Origin of the sequence: Clostridium brassicae (assembly GCF_026738875.1) — a bacterium.
In the GTDB taxonomy this organism is placed as follows: Bacteria; Bacillota; Clostridia; order Clostridiales; family Clostridiaceae; genus Clostridium_H; species Clostridium_H brassicae.
In genome coordinates this window covers 19,742-39,726 of sequence record NZ_JAPQFJ010000022.1, presented here as the reverse complement: position 1 = coordinate 39,726, position 19,985 = coordinate 19,742, and the positions used below count along the sequence as shown (strand labels likewise).

The 19,985-nt window shown below is 28.6% G+C and carries 19 protein-coding genes and 1 other annotated feature; of the genes, 11 read left to right on the top strand and 8 right to left on the bottom strand.

What is annotated here, in order from left to right; all coding sequences use genetic code 11:
• Window positions 1-171 precede the first annotated feature (171 nt).
• The 3 genes from arcA to OW729_RS16455 all read left to right on the top strand — a co-directional run bounded on the left by arcA (window position 172) and on the right by OW729_RS16455 (window position 4,717).
• Window positions 172-1,374 carry an arginine deiminase gene (gene arcA, locus OW729_RS16465; RefSeq protein ID WP_268062650.1) on the top strand — a complete coding sequence of 401 codons (1,203 nt, stop codon included), beginning with the start codon at window positions 172-174 and terminating at the stop codon, window positions 1,372-1,374.
• A gap of 99 nt (window positions 1,375-1,473) precedes the next feature.
• Window positions 1,474-2,466 (top strand): ornithine carbamoyltransferase, encoded by a 993-nt coding sequence (gene argF, locus OW729_RS16460; protein WP_268062649.1) that lies wholly within the window; start codon window positions 1,474-1,476, stop codon window positions 2,464-2,466.
• A 229-nt stretch (window positions 2,467-2,695) separates the two neighbouring features.
• On the top strand, window positions 2,696-4,717 hold the full coding sequence (locus tag OW729_RS16455; protein ID WP_268062648.1) for a methyl-accepting chemotaxis protein: 2,022 nt from the start codon (window positions 2,696-2,698) through the stop codon (window positions 4,715-4,717).
• A 71-nt stretch (window positions 4,718-4,788) separates the two neighbouring features.
• Here the strand turns inward: OW729_RS16455 and OW729_RS16450 are convergent, their stop codons facing one another.
• Window positions 4,789-4,944 carry a CPC_1213 family protein gene (locus OW729_RS16450; protein WP_268062647.1) on the bottom strand — a complete coding sequence of 52 codons (156 nt, stop codon included), beginning with the start codon at window positions 4,942-4,944 and terminating at the stop codon, window positions 4,789-4,791.
• Between the two features lies 1 nt (window position 4,945).
• Window positions 4,946-5,071, bottom strand: coding sequence for a hypothetical protein (locus OW729_RS16445; RefSeq protein WP_268062646.1), 126 nt, complete (start codon window positions 5,069-5,071; stop codon window positions 4,946-4,948).
• A 154-nt stretch (window positions 5,072-5,225) separates the two neighbouring features.
• On the opposite strand from OW729_RS16445, the gene OW729_RS16440 reads away from it, so the two are divergent.
• From OW729_RS16440 to OW729_RS16430, 3 genes are all read left to right on the top strand, one after another.
• Window positions 5,226-6,377: a Card1-like endonuclease domain-containing protein gene (locus OW729_RS16440; RefSeq protein ID WP_268062645.1), complete on the top strand. Its 1,152-nt coding sequence runs from the start codon at window positions 5,226-5,228 to the stop codon at window positions 6,375-6,377.
• A 238-nt stretch (window positions 6,378-6,615) separates the two neighbouring features.
• The gene (locus OW729_RS16435; RefSeq protein WP_268062644.1) at window positions 6,616-7,662 is read left to right on the top strand and encodes a ParM/StbA family protein; all 1,047 of its coding nucleotides are present in this window, start codon (window positions 6,616-6,618) and stop codon (window positions 7,660-7,662) included.
• Window positions 7,663-7,677: 15 nt separating this feature from the next.
• The gene (locus tag OW729_RS16430; RefSeq protein ID WP_268062643.1) at window positions 7,678-8,028 is read left to right on the top strand and encodes a hypothetical protein; all 351 of its coding nucleotides are present in this window, start codon (window positions 7,678-7,680) and stop codon (window positions 8,026-8,028) included.
• Between the two features lie 168 nt (window positions 8,029-8,196).
• Here OW729_RS16430 and OW729_RS16425 read toward each other — a convergent pair whose 3' ends face one another.
• Together OW729_RS16425 and OW729_RS16420 are read right to left on the bottom strand one after the other, a co-directional pair.
• Window positions 8,197-10,056, bottom strand: coding sequence for a M56 family metallopeptidase (locus OW729_RS16425; protein WP_268062642.1), 1,860 nt, complete (start codon window positions 10,054-10,056; stop codon window positions 8,197-8,199).
• Window positions 10,057-10,067: 11 nt separating this feature from the next.
• Entirely contained in the window at window positions 10,068-10,451 is a 384-nt protein-coding gene (locus OW729_RS16420; RefSeq protein ID WP_268062641.1) for a BlaI/MecI/CopY family transcriptional regulator, read from the bottom strand.
• 431 nt (window positions 10,452-10,882) lie between these two features.
• On the opposite strand from OW729_RS16420, the gene OW729_RS16415 reads away from it, so the two are divergent.
• Window positions 10,883-11,593 carry a CoA transferase subunit A gene (locus tag OW729_RS16415; protein WP_268062640.1) on the top strand — a complete coding sequence of 237 codons (711 nt, stop codon included), beginning with the start codon at window positions 10,883-10,885 and terminating at the stop codon, window positions 11,591-11,593.
• A 33-nt stretch (window positions 11,594-11,626) separates the two neighbouring features.
• Window positions 11,627-12,292 (top strand): 3-oxoacid CoA-transferase subunit B, encoded by a 666-nt coding sequence (locus OW729_RS16410; RefSeq protein ID WP_268062639.1) that lies wholly within the window; start codon window positions 11,627-11,629, stop codon window positions 12,290-12,292.
• 126 nt (window positions 12,293-12,418) lie between these two features.
• On the opposite strand, the gene ispF is transcribed toward OW729_RS16410, so the two are convergent.
• Both ispF and OW729_RS16400 read right to left on the bottom strand, forming a co-directional pair.
• The gene (gene ispF, locus OW729_RS16405) at window positions 12,419-12,892 is read right to left on the bottom strand and encodes a 2-C-methyl-D-erythritol 2,4-cyclodiphosphate synthase (RefSeq protein ID WP_268062638.1); all 474 of its coding nucleotides are present in this window, start codon (window positions 12,890-12,892) and stop codon (window positions 12,419-12,421) included.
• Window positions 12,893-12,990: 98 nt separating this feature from the next.
• Entirely contained in the window at window positions 12,991-13,194 is a 204-nt protein-coding gene (locus OW729_RS16400; protein ID WP_268062637.1) for a hypothetical protein, read from the bottom strand.
• Between the two features lie 303 nt (window positions 13,195-13,497).
• Here OW729_RS16400 and OW729_RS16395 point away from each other — a divergent pair, with 303 nt between their 5' ends.
• Window positions 13,498-14,076, top strand: a complete 579-nt coding sequence (locus OW729_RS16395; RefSeq protein WP_268062636.1) for a class D sortase — start codon at window positions 13,498-13,500, stop codon at window positions 14,074-14,076.
• Between the two features lie 363 nt (window positions 14,077-14,439).
• Here OW729_RS16395 and OW729_RS16390 read toward each other — a convergent pair whose 3' ends face one another.
• Window positions 14,440-15,744, bottom strand: a complete 1,305-nt coding sequence (locus tag OW729_RS16390) for a HAMP domain-containing sensor histidine kinase (protein WP_268062635.1) — start codon at window positions 15,742-15,744, stop codon at window positions 14,440-14,442.
• Window positions 15,741-16,418 (bottom strand): response regulator transcription factor, encoded by a 678-nt coding sequence (locus OW729_RS16385; RefSeq protein ID WP_268062634.1) that lies wholly within the window; start codon window positions 16,416-16,418, stop codon window positions 15,741-15,743. The genes OW729_RS16390 and OW729_RS16385 overlap by 4 nt, the downstream gene beginning before the upstream one ends.
• A 383-nt stretch (window positions 16,419-16,801) precedes the next feature.
• Window positions 16,802-17,008 (top strand) — a binding site (T-box leader).
• A 161-nt stretch (window positions 17,009-17,169) separates the two neighbouring features.
• Here OW729_RS16385 and OW729_RS16380 point away from each other — a divergent pair.
• A complete protein-coding gene (locus OW729_RS16380; RefSeq protein WP_268062633.1) occupies window positions 17,170-18,243 on the top strand; it encodes a pyridoxal-phosphate-dependent aminotransferase family protein in 1,074 nt (357 codons plus the stop codon).
• Window positions 18,244-18,334: 91 nt separating this feature from the next.
• Complete coding sequence (gene serA, locus OW729_RS16375) at window positions 18,335-19,927, top strand: phosphoglycerate dehydrogenase (RefSeq protein ID WP_268062632.1); 1,593 nt, start codon at window positions 18,335-18,337, stop codon at window positions 19,925-19,927.
• Window positions 19,928-19,985 lie beyond the last annotated feature (58 nt).

Below are 19,985 nucleotides of genomic sequence, written 5' to 3'. Positions count from 1 at the left end.
TAATAACTTAAGTCAGAAAATATATTTTAACACTAAAGGGGTAAGTAGCCTTTAGTGTTTTTATTTTTCAGAATATTGACAATATTGAGTTAAAAAGGATAACATTTAATTATATAATAATTTGAAAGTATAGTTATGGATTGCAATATCTGAGCATTGGAGGTGCTTAATATGTTTAAGAGTATGATAAATGTTTATTCTGAAGTAGAAAAGCTTGAGAAAGTACTTTTACATAGACCGGGAGAGGAAATTGAGAATTTAACCCCAGAATATTTAAAAATACTTTTATTTGATGATATACCTTATTTAAGTAGAGCTGTAGAAGAACATGATAAATTTGCGAAAGCATTGAAAGAAAATGGTATAGAAGTTCTGTATTTAGAGGATTTAAGTGCAGAAAGTATAGAAAATGAGAATATAAAAGAAAAGTTCATAAATGATGTTATGGAAGAAAGTTATATAAAGGATGATATTTTAAAAGAGAAGACTATAAGGTATTTAGAGTATATGACACCTAAACAAATCATTTTAAAGATAATGGCAGGTATAAGGTATAAGGAAATAGGTATATGTGAGGAATACAAGGACTATCCTTTTATAATGCATCCAATGCCAAACCTTTATTTTACAAGAGATCCTTTTGCTTGTATTGGAAGTGGAGTAACAATAAATTCTATGAAGACAAAGACAAGAAAAAGAGAGACTATATTTGCAAAGTATATATTTTCTTATCATCCAATTTTAGGAGGACAAAATATACCACGCTGGTATAACAGAGAAGATGAATATTGTATTGAAGGTGGTGATGAATTAATATTATCTGAAGATGTGCTTGCTATTGGACATAGCCAAAGAAGTGATAAAGAAGCTATTTTAACAATAGCTAAAAATATATTTGAAAAAGGTGAGAAGTTTAAAACTATATTAATATTTGAAATACCTAAAAGAAGAGCATTTATGCACTTAGATACAGTATTTACTATGGTAGACTATGATAAATTTGTTTTACACCCCAATATAGAGGAAAGTATAAAAGTTAATACTATAACTTATGATTATAAAAATAAACAATTGATTATAAAGGAAGATATGGATAGTATTAGAAAGATATTGTCTAAACACTTAAAAAAAGATATAAAACTTATAAGATGTGGTGGTGGAGATAAGGTAGTTGCATCTAGAGAACAATGGAATGATGGTTCTAATACTTTAGCAATTGCTCCAGGGAAGGTTATAACTTATGAAAGAAATTACATAACTAATGAAATATTATACAAAAATAATATTTCTGTAATACCTATACCATCTTCAGAGCTTTCAAGAGGAAGAGGTGGCCCAAGATGTATGTCTATGCCTCTTAGAAGGAAGTTGTAGACAATTTGTGTATAATAATGTATAATTAATGAATAAATATTCAAAATTTAAATTTAAAATAGAAGTAATATAATAGGATAAAACAAAGGGGGTATCTTTATGTTTAATTTAAAAAATAGAAGTTTATTAACTTTGATGAATTTCTCTTCTAAAGAAATAAATTTTTTATTAGACTTATCAGCAGAGCTAAAAAAATCTAAATATTCTGGAAGAGAAGTGAAAAATCTTGTAGGGAAAAACATTGCTTTAATTTTTGAAAAAGATTCTACTAGAACAAGATGTGCTTTTGAAGTTGCAGCTTATGACCAAGGAGCTCATGTAACATATATTGGACCTACAGGAAGTCAAATGGGCAAAAAGGAATCTATAAAAGATACAGCAAGAGTTCTAGGAAGAATGTATGATGGGATAGAATACAGAGGATTTGGTCAGAGTATTGTAGAAACTTTAGCAGAGCATTCAGGAGTGCCGGTTTGGAATGGACTTACAAATGAAGATCATCCAACTCAAGTATTAGCAGATTTTTTAACTATAAGAGAACATTTTAACAAACCTTTAGAAGATATAACTTTAGTTTATATAGGGGATGGAAGGAATAATGTAGCAAATGCACTTATGATAGGTGCTTGCAAAGTTGGTATGAATTTTAGAATAGTATCTCCAAAAGTGTTATTTCCTGAGCATAGCTTATTAGATAAATGTAAGATGGAAGCAGAAAAAAGTGGAGGTAGTATAATTATTACTGAAGATATAGATAGCGGAGTTAAAGATGCAGATGTGATTTATACAGATGTATGGGTATCTATGGGTGAAAGTGAGGATGAATGGGGAAAAAGAATAAATTTATTAAAGTCTTATCAAGTCAACATGGATATTATAAATAAAACATATAATAAAAATGTTAAGTTTATGCATTGCTTACCGGCATTTCATGATCTAGATACAAAGATGGGAAAAGATATATATGAAAAATATGGTCTTAATGCTATGGAAGTTACAAATGAAGTATTTGAAAGCGATTATTCAATAGTCTTTGATGAGGCTGAGAATAGAATGCACACAATAAAAGCGGTTATGGTAGCTACATTATAAAAAACATAATAAACAAGTTAAAAAGTATGGTTTATAGCTGTACTTTTTTTATTTTAAAAATATAAGAATATATTTACATACTGAATAAATATACGGTATACATGGCATATATTACATTTAATATAATTATAAAGTTACAATTTTACTAAACGAAATTATAGATACGATGACGATATAAATGACAATTTTTAAGTGGACGAATAAAAATCTATTAGAAAGGTGTAAGGGTATGAAAAAAAAATTAAGTAAAACTAAAAGAAAAAGTTTATATTTTAAAATTATTAGTCTCATAGTTTTTTGTATATTAGTGCCTATAGTGCTTTTATCATCAATTAGTTATTACAGTCTTAGTAATAACATTAAAAGACAATTTACAGAGGCTACAGATAGCAAAGTCAGCAAAATAAGTGAAATCATAAAAAATGCTGACAAAGTAACTAAAGAGTCTGTAGATATGCTCTCTTTGGATCCTAATGCTAAAGCTTTTATGGCTAATGCAGATGCTAAAGTATGGTTTATGAAAAGTTTAGAAGGCTTTGCAAAAACTCATAAGGATGTCTTGTCTGTTTATTTTGGAGCAGAGAATAAAAAAATGCTAAGTACCACAGCTGAAAGTCTTCCAGCTGGTTATGACCCAACTGCAAGACCATGGTATAAAGATGCCATAGCAAATAAAGGTAAAATAATAAGAACAGAACCTTATACAGATGCAGGAAATGATAAAATGTACGTAGTAACTTTTGCAAAGACAGTAGAAGATGCATCAGGTAAGGTAGTAGGCGTAGTTGGTATAGATATAGCTTTAGAGGCTATGAGTAAAAGTGTTGGAGAAATAACTATAGGTAAAGAAGGGTTTTCTAACGTTATAGATAAAAATCTTACAGTTATAGCTCATAAAGATAAGAGTAAAATAGGTACAACATACAAAGATAATAAAGAAATGCAAGAAGTATTAGAAAAAGACCAAGAAGTTTTTGAAAAACGTATTGAAGGAATAAATTATGTTATATTCAAAGAAAAAGAGGAACTCTCAGGATATACTATTTTAGGATTTATACCTAAAGCAGAGCTTACAAGCCAAATAAGCAAAGAAATATTGGTTAATATTATAGTAGCAATAGTTTCTTTAATTGGTGCAATTTTTATAGGAATTAAGTTTGTAGGGTCCAGTATAATTAAACCTATAAGAAAAATTGTGGAGAGTTTGGAGAAAGTGCAAAAAGGTGATTTTACTGATACTGTAGATAAAGGAAAAGGATTATCCTACGAATTAGAAATAATAGTAGATGCTATTAATAAATTTACTGAAGATATTTCACAAGTAATTAGAAAAATTTATAGAGCATCAGATGAGTTAAAGGGTAATTCAGGAGCACTTTTATCTGTAACTGAGCAATCCAGTGCGGTTGGAGAAGAAGTAGCTAAGGCTGTTCAAGAAATTGCTAATGGATCAGTTCATCAATCAGAAAAATTAAGTGATGGAGCACAGGTAGCTGAGGGGCTAGGAGAAAAAGTTGAAGAGTCCATAACGAATTCAAATAATATGGTTAATGCAGCTATTGAAGTTAAAGAGGCTACTTACAAAGGAACTGAAGTAATCGGAGAACTTAGACAATCCTTTGAAGAAAATTATATAGCAAACAAAGAAGTTGCGGAAAAAGTAAGATCTTTGGCTGAAAAATCAAATGAGATAGAAGAAATTACAGAAGTTATAAAAGGAATAACTAAACAAACTAATCTTTTAGCATTGAATGCATCTATAGAAGCTGCAAGAGCGGGAGAAGCAGGAAAAGGATTTGCTGTAGTAGCTGATGAAGTTAAAAAATTAGCAGAACAATCATCAGAGTCAGCAGCCAAGATAGAAAGTGTGATAGGAGAAGTTAAAAGAAATATTGATGATACTATGAACCAGCTTAAACTTTCAATGGAGTTAAGTGACAAAACCTCTTCTAGCATGTCTGTCACAAACGAAAGCTTTGAAAAAATAGAAAGAGACATAAAAAAATTGGAAGTAAATATAGGGGAAGTAAGTAATTCATTGAATGAAATAAGTACAGATAAAGATATTGTTATAGAAAATATTTCTGAAGCAGCATCTGTAGCACAAGAAGCAGCTGCTAGTTCAGAGGAAGTAAGTGCTTCTACAGAAGAACAAGCTTCTGCTCTTCAAGAAATAGCTTCTTCAGCAGAAAAACTTGATAATTTATCTGAAGAACTTAAGGTCTTAGTTAGTAGCTTCAAAGTACAATAAAATTATAAAATAAAATCAATTTAATATAAAGAAATAGAGTGAGATTAAAAAACCTCACTCTATTTTTTAGTTTAGTCTATGTCAAATAAATCATCAATATCTTTTTCGCTAGGTGAACCGAAAGCGCTTCTTGAACTTTCAGCGTGACCATGCTTTATGTTCTTTTTCTTAAACTTCCCATCCTCTTTTTTATTGTTTTGGGTATTGTTCATTTTATTTTTTCCCATACTAAATCTCCTCACCTCGTATTACTTTTTTTGATTTGTGTTTTTTCATCTCATCTTCATGAATAATATCGGGTTTAGAAGTTCTTTTATCCATTTTTTTACTATTCTTAGCTTTAGTATTGCCCACTTATCTCACTCCTTAGAGATTTGTAATATTTTACTGTAATAGCATAACCATTTTTAAAATTAATATACACTTAAAAAATAGTTTGTTGATTAAGATTAATTAATAAACTAATTGCACAAACTAATTGTATTAATCGTTTAAAATAGGTGATTTTATGAAATGTAAAAAGCTAATTAATTTATTAGATGAAAATAGTGAGCAGTATAATCTTATAGTCACTTTAAATTTGAATCCAGAGAAAACAGTATTTTTATACGAATTTAATGATCATAATAAAGAAGAATTTAGTAGGGTAAAAGAGTATTTAGGAGAGAAACTTCCAAGCACAGAAATTCTTGAAGAATGTATTGAAGAAGTAAACTCAGAAAATATAGAAAATATTTTAAATAACATTAGAGATGAGGGCACTTTTGTTAACTTGTCTTCTGGAAAAGGGATTATAAATTTACTTACTTATAGAATAGCAGAAAAAATGGAAATGAAATCAGTATATATAGATATAGAAAATGAATGTATTTTGGATTTAAGTTATGGAAAATGTGAAAAGTTAGATATTGTGATAAAAGATATGGATGTGGAGGATTTTATAGAAATTACAGGTGGGGAAATTATCTCTCATTCTACAAAATGGTTTAATAATGACAATATAAAAAGATTTATAGAATATATAATTTCTAACTATGATTCATGGGAAAAATTTAAAAAAATTCTTTCTAGTGTAAGTTCTGCAGAAGAGAATGATTATATAAACCAAAAGTCTGTAATAAGTATTACTGAAGCAAATAAAGAGGAGAGAGTGGAATATAATAGACTTTTAGATAAATTTCAACAGTTCGATTTTTTTAACTATGAGTATGAAGGTAAGGATAAAATAATCTTAAATTTTAAAGGATTGGAAACAAAAACCTTGTTTTTAAAAACGGGTACTTGGCTTGAAATACTTGTTTATAATATAGTAAAGGAAATAAAAGAGGTAGATGATATAAAAAGTGGGGTTGTATTTTTATGGGATGGCGAAGAAAGACATGTAAGAAATGAAATAGATGTACTTGCATCTATTAATTCTAAGCTTATATATATATCCTGTAAGGATACTTCAAAGTATGGTATAGAAGCTTTAAATGAATTAGAGGTATATGGAGCTCAAATTGGAGGAGAAGAAGTAAGAAAAATACTTGTAGCGACAAAAGAACCCTGTAAAAGAAGCATTATATTAAGAGCTAAAGAAATGGGCATTGATATTGTTATTTTTCATGGCAATATAAGAGATTTAAAAAAAGAGCTCGAAAGGATTATTCTATCATAGTCTATTCTTATAGTATAAATTATAAAAAATTTATTACAATATATCTATAATTCAAAAGAAACACTATCAGGTTGCTTAATGTTAAGGAAGTATGATAGTGTTTCTTTAATGTTTTTGAAAAAATTTCCAAAAGGTATTTACTAATTTATTCCAGTGTATTATAATGGAATAAATTGGTAAGAAGATATATTATAATATATCTATTTATAATATGAAATATTCGGAGGTGGAAGGCTAAATGGGAGCAAAGAATGCTATTGTAGATTCTTTTAATGTACAAGTAATCGATGATGGATATGCAGATACTAAATCTAGATCTGAAGACACAGGAATGTTTATAACTCCGTCATATGTTACAGGATGGAGACCTATTTATGACAATGAAAGTGATTTGAATGAGTCAAAAAAAAGTGGTCTTAGTAGAATTGAAGTTGAAGTAAATGGTTCAAAGTATCTTGTAGGAGAATGTGCTATAAGGCAAGATAGAAATATGCAGTGGAATGGAGCTGCGGACAAGCATAACGACACTTCTTTTGATATTTTGTTAAAAACCCATTTGTCTTTAATGTCAAAAAAACCCATGAGTAGAGTAAAGCTTGTTATGGGGCTGCCTGTAAAGGCTACATTAGATAAGGAAAGAATTGAAAAAATGAGAGCAAAAGTAATAAGGCAGCATAGTATAAGTATGAAATTATATGGACAAAAAGATTTTGAAAATAAAATTATAAAGGTTGAAGACCTTTTAATAAAAGCCCAACCGCATGGGACTTTGTGTGAGTTAATATTAGATTCTAAAGGAAATATCATAAATAAGGATATGGCTAGAAAGGTAAATGCTATATCAGATATTGGTGGAAAAACACATAACCTTTATTTAGTTGATGCTTTAGAGCCTCTTTCAGACTTTTGTGAGACAAAAAATAGTGGAATGTATACAGCTTATATGTGGGTGCAGGATTACATAGAGCAGGAGTTACATCTTTATGTTGGAGATGGACAAATTCCTTATATAGTGGCAGCTGGTCATATTAAAGGTTATGATTTAACTCCCGTAATTGAAAAAGCATATAAGAGTTTGGCAAGAAAGATTATTTTAGAAATACAAACAGTATGGGAAAATGCTTTCCCATTTATAGAAAATATTATATTCACAGGGGGAGGGGCCAGTATCTTAAAGCCTTATCTTGAAGATGAATTTAAAAATGCAATGTATTTAAGTAGAACTCAGAATCCATCAGGTCTTTTTAAACAAGGTGTTAGAAAATGGAAAAGGAATGCAGGTTGAGGAAGGAGGTAAATTATGCAAATTTCTCTTTATATAGGACGAAGAAAGAAGAAGGATAAAATAGTAGATGATGAGCTCGAAAAGTATGTAGAAGGAGACAGAAGTGACAGAATAAAAGATTTAATACTTAAAGGACTAATATTTGAAGGAAGAAATGATATAGATAATAAATTGTTGGATATGAGATATATTTATAATAATAATAATGATTTTGTAGGAGCCATGGAGAGAGGAAGTAAAGGGAATATAAATATTCCTGTTGTAACTATAAAGGATAACAGCGCAACACTAGAAAAACCTGATTTTAAGGGAATAAAGATAAAGACAACAGAAGTAATAGACGAAGAATTAGAGAGTAGAATCTAATATTAACTCTTAGAAAATAATAGGCATATAAATAACTAATAAAAAGTTATTTATATGCCTATTATAAGTTATAGAAAATCAACAACTTTTAAAACATAACCTTAATGAATCTAGGTATATAAGGATTTAATAAACAAAATAATTATAAACGAACTGATTTCTAGAGTTTTAATGTAATACCATAAAAGTTGATGAAGTTATACGTTCAACTTTATGACCTTTAAGATCAAAAGGGTGGTTTATTATATTTCCGTTGTAATACATAGTAGAGGAACTTCCTCCATCAAGATTAGATGCAGTAACAGCACCAAATTCAATAAGTATATTTTGTACTTCTGATAAGGTAGCACCTAAAGAGAGGTTACTTCTGCCATCTATAGTTAAAAAAAGAGTAGTTCCATCTGCTCGTTGCCCTATTGCTGTTCTAGGTGCAGTACCCCAGTTACCATTATCTTTTGCTATCATAGGTTGTCCGTTAATTACAAGTGCAGGTCCAAAACTTACAGCTTCTTTAATATTCATTTTTTTTAATTGTGATAAGGAGTGTCTTCCAACAATTAATTTTCCAGTTTCATTAAAGGCAACTATATCCGTTTCGGATTCTTTATCTTTTATATCATTATATACAACATTTCCATTATGAATTATTAAACCGTAAGGTAGAATAGATTCTGTAAATCCACCTGCATTAATTGCGCAAAGAGCATTATTGTCTTTAGCTATTTCACTTGTTGTTTTGGTGATTTTTGAAACTTCATTATTAAAACCAACAGATATTTTTTTGGATTTAGGTATAACTAACATTTTACCTTTAAAATGATTACCTTCTATGTCATATTCGGAAATGGAAGAATCTTTGTTATTTAAGTTTTGTTCTATTTTTGAACTCTTAGGATTTTTATTAGAAGCTAGTACTTGAGCATTTTTACCATTAGTTAACAAGGCAAGGCTCATCATTGCTAGAATAAAGATTGGTATTGGTGACCATTTGTAGGAACCTTTTTTAAATAAAGAAATCATAGTAATTCTCCTTTTAATAATAGATTTATTATTTATGATACACGCCATTCCACAAACATGGTTAGAGTGTTGATAGTATTCTAATAACTTTATGATTGTTTTACCATAATATACATATTCATCCGGATAGATATATGATAAAGCAAGAGAATCACAAGCTAACTCTTTATCATGTCTCATGTTGTAGAATGAATACCATATAATTGGATTAAACCAATGTAGTATTTGCAGAATACATGTTATGCAGCTTACTAAAATATCTTTACGTTTTAAGTGAGCTGTTTCGTGATAAATAACATATTCTAATTCTTTATGATTAAGTTGTTTATTTATCTCTAAAGGTAATAATAATTTTGGATGTATACATCCGAAAATTGCTGGACTACTCACTAAACTAGTATTTAATATCATTACTTCCTTATGTACACCCATTTTATTTTTACATGTAGCTAAAATTTTTATAATATCTTTATCTACACATATTTGTTGTTTTTTTAATTTAAGATAGAATTTTAAAGTTGCTGTTATTGTAAAAATAGTAAGTGCAAGTACTCCAAATAGCCATAACATATAAGTAATTTTAAAGTATAGAGATAAATTGTTAAATGACACTGTTGAAGGGGTGTTAGATTTAAACTCTTCAGTATGGGTATTTGCTGTAGTAATAGGTTTATTTTGGTTTGAATATATTTTATTTTTTGGTTTAATGGATATTGGTTTTTGTGTAGAAACTTTTAGTTCTGAGTTAATAGTGTTATGAGTTAAGGTAGAATTTATTTCAGTGACGTTTATTTTGCATAAATTTAAAATATTAAAAATACTTAGTGTACTTTTAGGTGAATAAGGAACTAATAGCTTTATTATTAGTAATAACCAAACACAATAGTGCCATCGAGCGTTTAGTTTATTTTTAAATAAAAGTTTAAAAATAAAAATAACAAAGGATAAAATACTTCCAAGGATAGTTGAATAAATTATCCATTTAAAAGTAGGTAGAAAATATAGCATAGAATCACCATTTACCCTTTCTTTTTATCAAGGATGTCTTTTAATTCTTGAATTTCTTCTGGTGATAATTCACTTTCATTTAAAAAATTTGCAAGCATAGCATTTAATGAACCATTGAACACTCGATCTAAGAAAAATTTACTTTCTGCTTTTATACACTGATTTTGTAAGAACAAAGGAAAGTAATGATAGGTTTTCTTATCTTTTTTGTCCACTTCATAACTAATGATCCCTTTTTTCACTAGACGATTTATTAAAGTTTTTATTGTTTTAGGTTTCCATTTAGTAATTTTAGATAGACCTTCAACTATTTGGTTAGCTGTACATGGTGACTTAGACCAAATGACTTGCATTACTTGCCACTCTGAATCAGATATTTTAGGTATATTTGACATTATCTCACCTCCATATTACAAATGTAATCTTTAATATATATTACATCTGTAATCTATAATTGTCAACTTGTTTCAAAATATTATTATTTATGATTAATTTTATTAAAAAATGCATATTTAATATTGGGAAGGAGTTGATACATACATAATAAAATGAATAAATGTTAAAAAATATAATTGTAAAAATTTTAAATTTATTGAATATTAATATAAATATGATATAATTTAAGTATTAATAAATAATAATTAGTTTTAATTAATATTAATTCATGAATAATATAAAATACTAATTAATATTAATTAATGAAAGGAATATTAATTTTGTAAAATCTATAAAAATGCCTGGTTTTAGAAATATGGAATAAACTGGCATATATTATGTTGGTTTACCATTATACTATGGATAAATCTATTTAAAGGAGGAATAAAAAATGCCACAAATTATGAAAATTGAAGAAGCTATTAAAAAGTATGTTAAAGATGGTTCAAGTATTATGATAGGTGGATTTTTGGGGTGCAATACTCCATATAAAGCCATCGATCAGATAGTAAAACAAGGTTCAAAAGAATTAACTATTATATCAACAGTTAATTCTTTTACACATCAAGATATGGGAAAACTTTTTGATGCTGGATTAGTTAGAAAATTTATAGGATCACATATAGGAACTAATGCAGTAGTAGTAAATCAGTATAGGACAGGAAAATTGCAAGTAGAATATTATCCACAAGGTACATTGATAGAAAAAATAAGATGTGCTGGAGCTGGATTAGGTGGAGTTTTGACACCAACAGGTATTGGAACTTTATTAGAAGAAGGGAAGGAAAAAATAGAGGTCAACAGTAAAGAATATTTACTTGAAACACCACTTAGTGCTGATGTAGCTATAATAAAAGGTTTTAAAGCTGATAAAAAAGGAAATATTGTGTATAAGGGCACAGCAAATGCTAATCCAATAATGGCAACAGCAGGAAAAATTACAATTGCTGAAGTTGATGAAATTGTAGAGGTTGGAGAATTGGAAGCGAATGAAATAGGAACACCAGGTATTTTTGTAAATGCAATTTGTTTAGGTTATGAAAGAGATGAATTTATTCAAAAATCAAGAGAGATGTATAAAGCTGTAGGAATCTTTAAATAACTTAATTACTAGGTTTAAGGGGGAGGAATTAAAATGAATATAAAAACAATTATAGCTAAGAGAGCAGCTCAAGAATTCAAAGATTGTATGGTGGTGAATCTTGGATTTGGAATACCTGTAATGGCAGCCAATTATATACAGGAAGGAGTTGATGTTATATTACAATCTGAAAATGGTGTTTTAAGCTTTGGACCTAATGCAAACTTGGGAGAAGAAGATCCTACTTTGTGCAATGCTGCAGGAGTACCTATAACATCACTTCCAGGATGTTGCATTGTAGATATAGATACTTCTTTTTTGATAATTCGTGGCGGACATGTTGATATGACCATTTTAGGAGCTTTAGAAGTAGATCAAGAAGGGAATATCGCAAACTGGGCAATTCCATATGCAGATGGAAGGTATGGACCAGGAGTAGGTGGAGCTATGGATTTACTTACTGGTGCAAAAAAAGTAGTAGTGACTACAACTCATACAACTAAAGAGGGAAAGTCAAAAATACTTAAAAAGTGTACAATGCCATTATCGGCAAAAGGAGCAGTTGATTTAATTATAACAGAATTAGCTGTTATGGAAGTAACAACTAAAGGATTAGTATTGAAAGAAACTGCGCCAGGTGTTACAGTGAAGGAAGTTATACAAAAGACTGATGCAGATTTAATAATACCAAATGAAGTTTGTGAAATGAAAGTAAGCTAATAAATATATTGTAGATTATGTGATGTTTATTTACTAATAGGGTTGTGGTTTAATAAACCACAACCCTATTTTATTTATAAATAGAGAGTTTGCTGATAAAATTTTATGTTTATAATATAAAAGCTATTATTTTTTTGTGATAAGACAAATGCTTTGACTAGCTATTCCTTCTCCGCTTCCTGTAAACCCTAACCCTTCTTCTGTAGTTGCCTTTACGTTTAGTCTATTTTCATCAATTTCAAGAGCAGCACATATTTTTTTTACCATAAATGGTATATGTGGAGCCATTTTAGGTTTTTCAGCTATTATTGTGGCATCTATATTTACGATTTTATATCCCTCTTCATACAATAAATTTTTTACCTCTTTAAGAAGTTTTAGACTTGATATTCCTTTATATTTTGCATTGGTGTCAGGAAAATGTTTTCCTATATCTCCAAGTGCAGCTGCTCCAAGTAAGCTATCCATTATTGCGTGTACAAGAACATCGGCATCAGAATGACCTAAAAGACCTAAAGGATTAGGAATTTCTATACCGCCTAAAATAAGTTTTCTATCTTCTGCTAATCTATGTACATCATATCCCATTCCTACTCTCATATATATTCCTCCAAGTGAATTTATATTATAATCTATAAAAATTATTATAAATTATTTATGAATAAAAAATCAAACTGCAGTGGGCAGTTTGATGATAATTATAACCAGTGTTTATAACTTATACGTTCTCTACTTTTACATCTATTATTATGGCAATAACTGAATAAAGATTTGATTTTATCAAAAACTCTTATCAAATAAGAAGATTTATAATTTGAATATTTTGTATTATTCCCCTTAAGATAACGTTTACTTTTTTTAGAGGCTTTTTTAAAGTCAACATATATTATCTTATTATCCATAATATCACCTCTCATATATAATTATGATTATATTATATCATAAAATTAACTACTTTACTGAAAATTGAAAAAATTTTATGTGAAAAATTAAACTAAGATTATACAGTTATTATTAATGATACAATAATAAAATATACATATTAAATGGAAGTGATTTAAAGAAAAATGCAACTGATAGTGCTATGAGAGTTATATGGTAATACCTTAATTATATTATATTAAAGGTATAATATAATTGTGACAATGGTTAAAGCGAGTGTATAATTAAATGGGGAAATTTAATTATGTTATGGGGGAAGGTGTATGAAAAAAAATAAAGTAAGTATTGCACTTATTTTTATAGGAGTTTTAATAATTACAACAGCTTTATTTTTAAGAATAAAGAGTAATATGAAGGAGCAGAGTTTAATAAAAGAATTTAATCAACAATTAAAGGATATAGATTCTAAAATAAACGATAATAAAGATGAACGTAATACTAATTTAGATAGTACAATAGGAATTTTAAGTATTCCTAAGATTGATTGTAAAGTTCCTATTTGTGAAGGGATTGACAAAAATACACTGAAGTATTCGGTAGGACATTTTAAAGATACACCTCTTCCAGGTGATAAGGGAAATTGCTGTATAGCTGGGCATAGAAGTTATACTTATAATGAATTTTTCAATAGATTAGACGAGTTAAAAGAAAATGATGAAATATATATTCAAAATAAAAAAGGGAAGTATAAATATATTGTTTATAAAAAAATGGTAGTTAAACCAACAGAAGTTTCAGTGTTAAATAACACAAAGGAAGGGGAAATTACCTTAGTAACATGTACACCTATAAGGGTAGCTTCTCATAGGTTAATAATAAAAGGTAAATTAATTAGCCATTAAAAACACATTATCCACAAGTTATTAACATAACTGTGGATAATGTGTATAACAATGAAGGAAATGTGTTGAATTTTCAGTTAAATTTATAGTAAAGTACTATACTTTATAATATATTATACCTTAAATTAACATAGAATACACAAGTTAATAACAGTTAGCTGTGGATAATGTGAATTATATCTAAAATCATATCCTATAAATTTAAATATAATAGAATATAATAAAGAATAGTCTAATAAATTATAGCATAATACAATAAATGTAAATATAATCCATTGAATTTGAAAGTGTATTAACATAACATTAACAAGTTATGCACAAGAGATTGTGGATAATGTGCATAACTTGTCTTAATAGCTATATTTATTTTATAGGAGCTAAAAAATAGAATTCAGTTTCCTGATTTTCTTTGCTAATTACACCATATTCAAATTTATGAAGGGTTAAGATTTCACTACATATAGGAAGGCCAAGGCCAATTCCACCACTTTTTTCGTGTTTATAATACTTATGCCATATATTTTCTAACATATTTTGAGAGATACCGTTTCCTTTATTTATAATTGAAACTTTGACATTACTGTTTACATAAGATGTACACACTAAAACTTCTTCATTACAAGGGCTGAATTTTAGAGCATTATCTATAAAATTGTAAATGACTCTTAAAAGGTAAGTTCTATCTCCATATATTTTAAATTCCTCCCCTTTAAGTAAAAGAGAAATATTTTTTTCTTTTGAAAGAGGTCTAAATTTTTCAATACATTCTTTTAATAAAGTTTTTATGTTTAGATATTCTTTGCTTAGAGGTATTTTTCCACTTTGTAGTTTGGAAAGCTCTAATATTTCTATTACTAGTTTATTTAATCTATCAACTTCTTCTATTACTTCACCAGCATAATTATTTATATCCTGTCCTTCAACTAATCCATCTTTTATAGCCTCGCTATAGCTTCGTATAATGCTTAAGGGGGTTTTAAAATCATGAGAAACATTTGCTATAAAGTCTTTTTGAAGTTCGTATTTTTTTTCTAGATTTATAGCCATAGATTGAAGGCTCATCGCTAGTTCCTCAATTTCGTCTCCAGTTCTTATATTTGGATTAAAATTAAAGTCTCCAGAAGCAATTTTTTGTGATGATTTTTTTAGCTCAATAATTGGATTAGTGAATTTTTTGCCTATATAAGAGATGAGAGGAATACATAATATAATAGATAAAATGAATATTATAAGTAGGGTTAAATATATTATTTTTAAATAATCAGAGGAATATTTAGTATTTTCAAAAGCGATTATGTCACCTAATTCAGTAGGCATCTTATAGTATAAAAAACTTTCATTCCCAATATTTTTAAAAGTACCCTCAGTAGAAAGAGAATTAAAGTCTACGTTTCTAAAAGCACCTTGTATTGCCATCTTTCTTCTTCCAAGAGGAATCACTTTATTGTCTTTTATAACAACTATACTTATAGATAAATCTTCATACATGTATCCTTCCTTTAAACCTTCATAAATGTCGTAAGCTGATTTTTGAAGTGTTTTTAATTGAGTTTGTTTATAAAATTTAGATATAAAAGTACTGCTTCCAATAAAACAAATTAAAATGGCAGTACTTATAATATATATAAAATATTTGATTAATTTTAAGGTTATTTTGTTTAGATTCATGAATTAACCTCCAATTTATAGCCCACACCCCAAATAGTTTTTAAATTTAGACTGCAAAATGACAATTTTTCTCTTAGATTTTTAACATGAGTATCTACAGTTCTAGTATCGCCAGAAAAGTCGTATCCCCATACTTTATCCAAAAGATGACTGCGATTAAAAACCTGATTCGAATTCTTACAAAAGAATACTAAGAGATCAAATTCTTTTGGAGTTAGGTTTATAATGTGAGATTTTTCGACAACCTCTCTTTTATTCTCATCAATTATCATATCTGCATCTGCTAATATAATTTGCTTATTTTTATTAGTAAATGTACTTTTAATTCTAAGATTTACTCTAAGAATTAGTTCTCTCATACTTATAGGTTTAACCATATAATCATCTGCTCCAAGTTCTAAACCAAAGATCCTATCTTCTTCTTCTCCACGAGCAGTAGTTAAAATTACTGGAGTGTTATTTTTAGATTTAATTTTTCTAAGAATGGACCAACCATCTATGCCAGGCATCATTACATCTAATATTATAAGATCAAAAGTATGTTCAGTTAATATATTTTCTCCTTCTAAACCATCTTGTGCTGTAGTAACTAAATAACCTTCTTTTTCTAAATATAAAGACATTATTTGAGAGAGTTTTTTTTCATCTTCAACAATAAGAATTTTCTTTTGCATATATAAAATCACCCCTTATTAGAATTATTTTATCACAATGATATGGATAGTTATACGTAATATTAAGTAATATGAGTAAAACAATAAACAATTTTAGGGTTATTTTACTAATTTATAAATATAAAGGATAAAATCATAAAATTTAAGAGTGATAAAGGCATAAATTATATATACACACTTATAAAGAAATACAATAAAACAGCTACTATTTTAGAGGATGGGGCTGATGATGGTTCGATTATAGGTGAAGAATATAATATGGGAGGTGAATATGATATATAAATAAAATAAATACATTATTAAAAATGTTGTTAAATAAAGTAAAGGTTTTCAAAAAAATAATTGTTGCATTAATATTTTTATTTTATTATAATTATACAAAAGTAAAAGCTATGCAAGGTAGTAGTAAATAATATTTCATTTTTAGAGAGTGAATGTTTGGTGGAAATTCACAATGAAAGTTATTGAATCCGACCTGAAGGCTGTATAGGAGTAACAACCTATATCGGATTTACCCGTTAAAGTAAAGAGGCTGTTTAGGCAGTAAAATAAGGTGGTACCACGTAGACATTCCAGTCTCCGTCCTTGACTATAGTCGAGGATGGAGATTTTTTTAATGTGTTGAAACTGTAATTTGAAATATATGGTAAACAATAACTGCAGATATAATAAACTATAGTAAAAAATAAATACAGAAAATTACAAAAATTAATCGATTAAATAATTAATATTTAATAAATGGGGGGCAATGATGATAAATAAATTATTAATGACACCAGGTCCAACTAATGTACCTGATAGAGTCTTAAAAAAAATGTCCGAGGTAGTATTTCATCACAGGACAAAAGAGTTTAGTAACATCTTGGCTGATATGACAGATAGACTTAAATATGTATTTCAGACTAAAAATCCTGTACTTACGCTAACATGTGCAGGAACTGGGGGATTAGAAGCTTCTATAGCTAATTTATTTTCAAAAGGGGACAAAGTTTTAATAGTTACTATAGGAGTGTTTGGTGATAGATTTATAAAAATTGCTAAAACTTATGAATTGGATGTAGATGTACTTTCCATACCTTGGGGAAGAGGAGTTACTCTTCAAGAAATAAAAGATAATTTATTAGAAAAACATAAAGCTCTTATAGTAACTCACAATGAAACATCTACAGCAGCTGTTAATCCCATAAAAGAAATAGGAGAATTTATGAAGGATAAAAATCAGCTTTTTATAGTAGATGGAGTAAGCTCCATTGGTGGAATAGAAGCAAAAATGGATGAATGGAATATAGATGTATTAGTAACAGCATCTCAGAAAGCTTTAATGACACCGCCAGGATTAAGTTTTGTAGGTATTAGTGACAAAGCTTGGGAAGCTATAGAAAGATCTAATCTTCCTAAATTTTATTTTAATTTTAAGTCAGCAAGGGAAAGTCTTGAAAAATCAATGCCTCAAAATCCATATACACCAGCGGTTTCATTGATTGTAGCTACTAATGAAGCACTTAAAATGATAGAAGAGGAGGGGCTTGACAATGTATATGCAAGACATGAAAGACTTGCTAAAAATCTTAGGGTAGAAGTAGAAAAAATGGGGCTTAATATTTATACAGATAAAAACTATCTTTCTAATAATGTTACAGCTATAAGTTTTAATAAAGATAATATAGCTTCTGACATAAAAAAGAGAATGGAAGATGAATTCGGAATAGTAATTGCAGGAGGACAACAAAATTTAAAAGGAAAAATGATAAGAATAGGGCATATGGGTTGTGTAAACGAAGAAATGATAGAGAAAACCTTAAATGCACTTAGAAGATGTATATGATTTATTTAAAATGATATTCAATAAATATAAAAACAAGAATTGTTATAAAATTAAAGACAATTATAAATTTTTAAATTAGCGGGGGGTAAAAATGAAAAGGGGTAAAGTTTTAATAGCAGAAAGAATAGATGATGCAGGGGTAGAGCTTTTAAGAAAAGAAATGGATGTAGATGTATGTATAGATATATCTAGAGAAGATTTACTTAACAAAATACATGAATATGAGGGGCTCATAATAAGAAGTGATAATAAAATAGATAAAGAGCTTTTGAATAAGGCTATGAATTTAAAAATCGTAGGTAGAGCAGGTAATGGAGTAGATAACATAGATATTCCAGAGGCTACAAAAAAAGGGGTTATTATTGCAAATACACCTGAAAGTAATATTATATCAGCTTGTGAAATTGCAATAGCTCATATACTTGCAGGGTCTAGAAATTTAACTTTTGCTGATGAATATCTGAAAAGCGGGAAATGGGGAAGAGAGATTTTTATGGGGAATGAGCTTTATAATAAGACTCTTGGAATAATAGGTCTTGGAAAAATAGGAGCTCTTGTTGCTACAAGAATGAAATCTTTTGGAATGAAGATAATTGCTTATGATCCATATATATCTGATGAGAGGTATAAAAGGTTTGGTGCTGAGAAAAAAGAGGCTTTAGAGGAACTCCTAAGAGAAGCGGATATAATAACTATTCATACTCCTAAGACAAAAGAAACTATTGGTATGATAGGTGAGAGTGAAATAGAAATAATGAAAGATGGAGTAAGAATAGTAAATGCAGCAAGAGGAAAACTCATGGATGAAACTGCTTTATATAATGGATTAAAGAGTGGTAAGATTAAGAGTGTAGGGTTAGATGTACATGATGAGGAGCCTAGGTATTCTTGTAATTTATATGAATTTAAAAGTGTGACAGTGACTCCCCATTTAGGAGCTACAACAGTGGAAGCGCAAGAAAATGTGGGTGTTACTATTGCTCAGCAAGTCATTAATGGAATAAAAGGGGAAATGGTTCCTAATGCAGTTAATTTACCTGGAATAACAACAGAAGAACTAAGAGATATGAAACCATATATTGAGCTTGCGGAAACTTTAGGGAAGTTTTATTATCAACTAAATACACATCCTGTAAAATATGTGGATATTGTTTATTGGGGAGAGTCAATAAATGTGGATATAGATATTCTTAAAAGGGCATTTTTAAAGGGGTTATTAGAGCCTATAAGTACAGATAGAGTAAATTATATTAACTCAGAAATTATTGCAGAGAATAATGGAATAGGCATAAGTCAAGAGGTAATGGATAAAAATCATAACAATTACTCTAACTTAGTTACTATAAAAATAATTAATAATAAGATGGAACAATTTACAATATCGGGAACAGTGTCAAGCAAAAATGAAGGTAAAATTGTAGAAATACAGGGTTATGAGGTAGATGTAAAACCAAGTAGACACATGTTGTTTGTACAGAATAGAGATGTACCAGGAGTTATAGGCCGGGTAGGAACGATAATTGGTACTGAAAATATAAATGTAGCTACAATGCAGGTAGGTAGAAAAATTAAGGGGCATATGGCTTTAATGGTATTGAATGTTGATGATGAGATTTCAAAAGAATCTCTTGAAAAGTTCAAACAAGTTAAAGATATAATAGAGGCAAAAACAACAACACTTTAGCAATTAGTGACTATATGATAGTAACCATCTAATTAAAATAATTGCTAGTCTCTAAGAA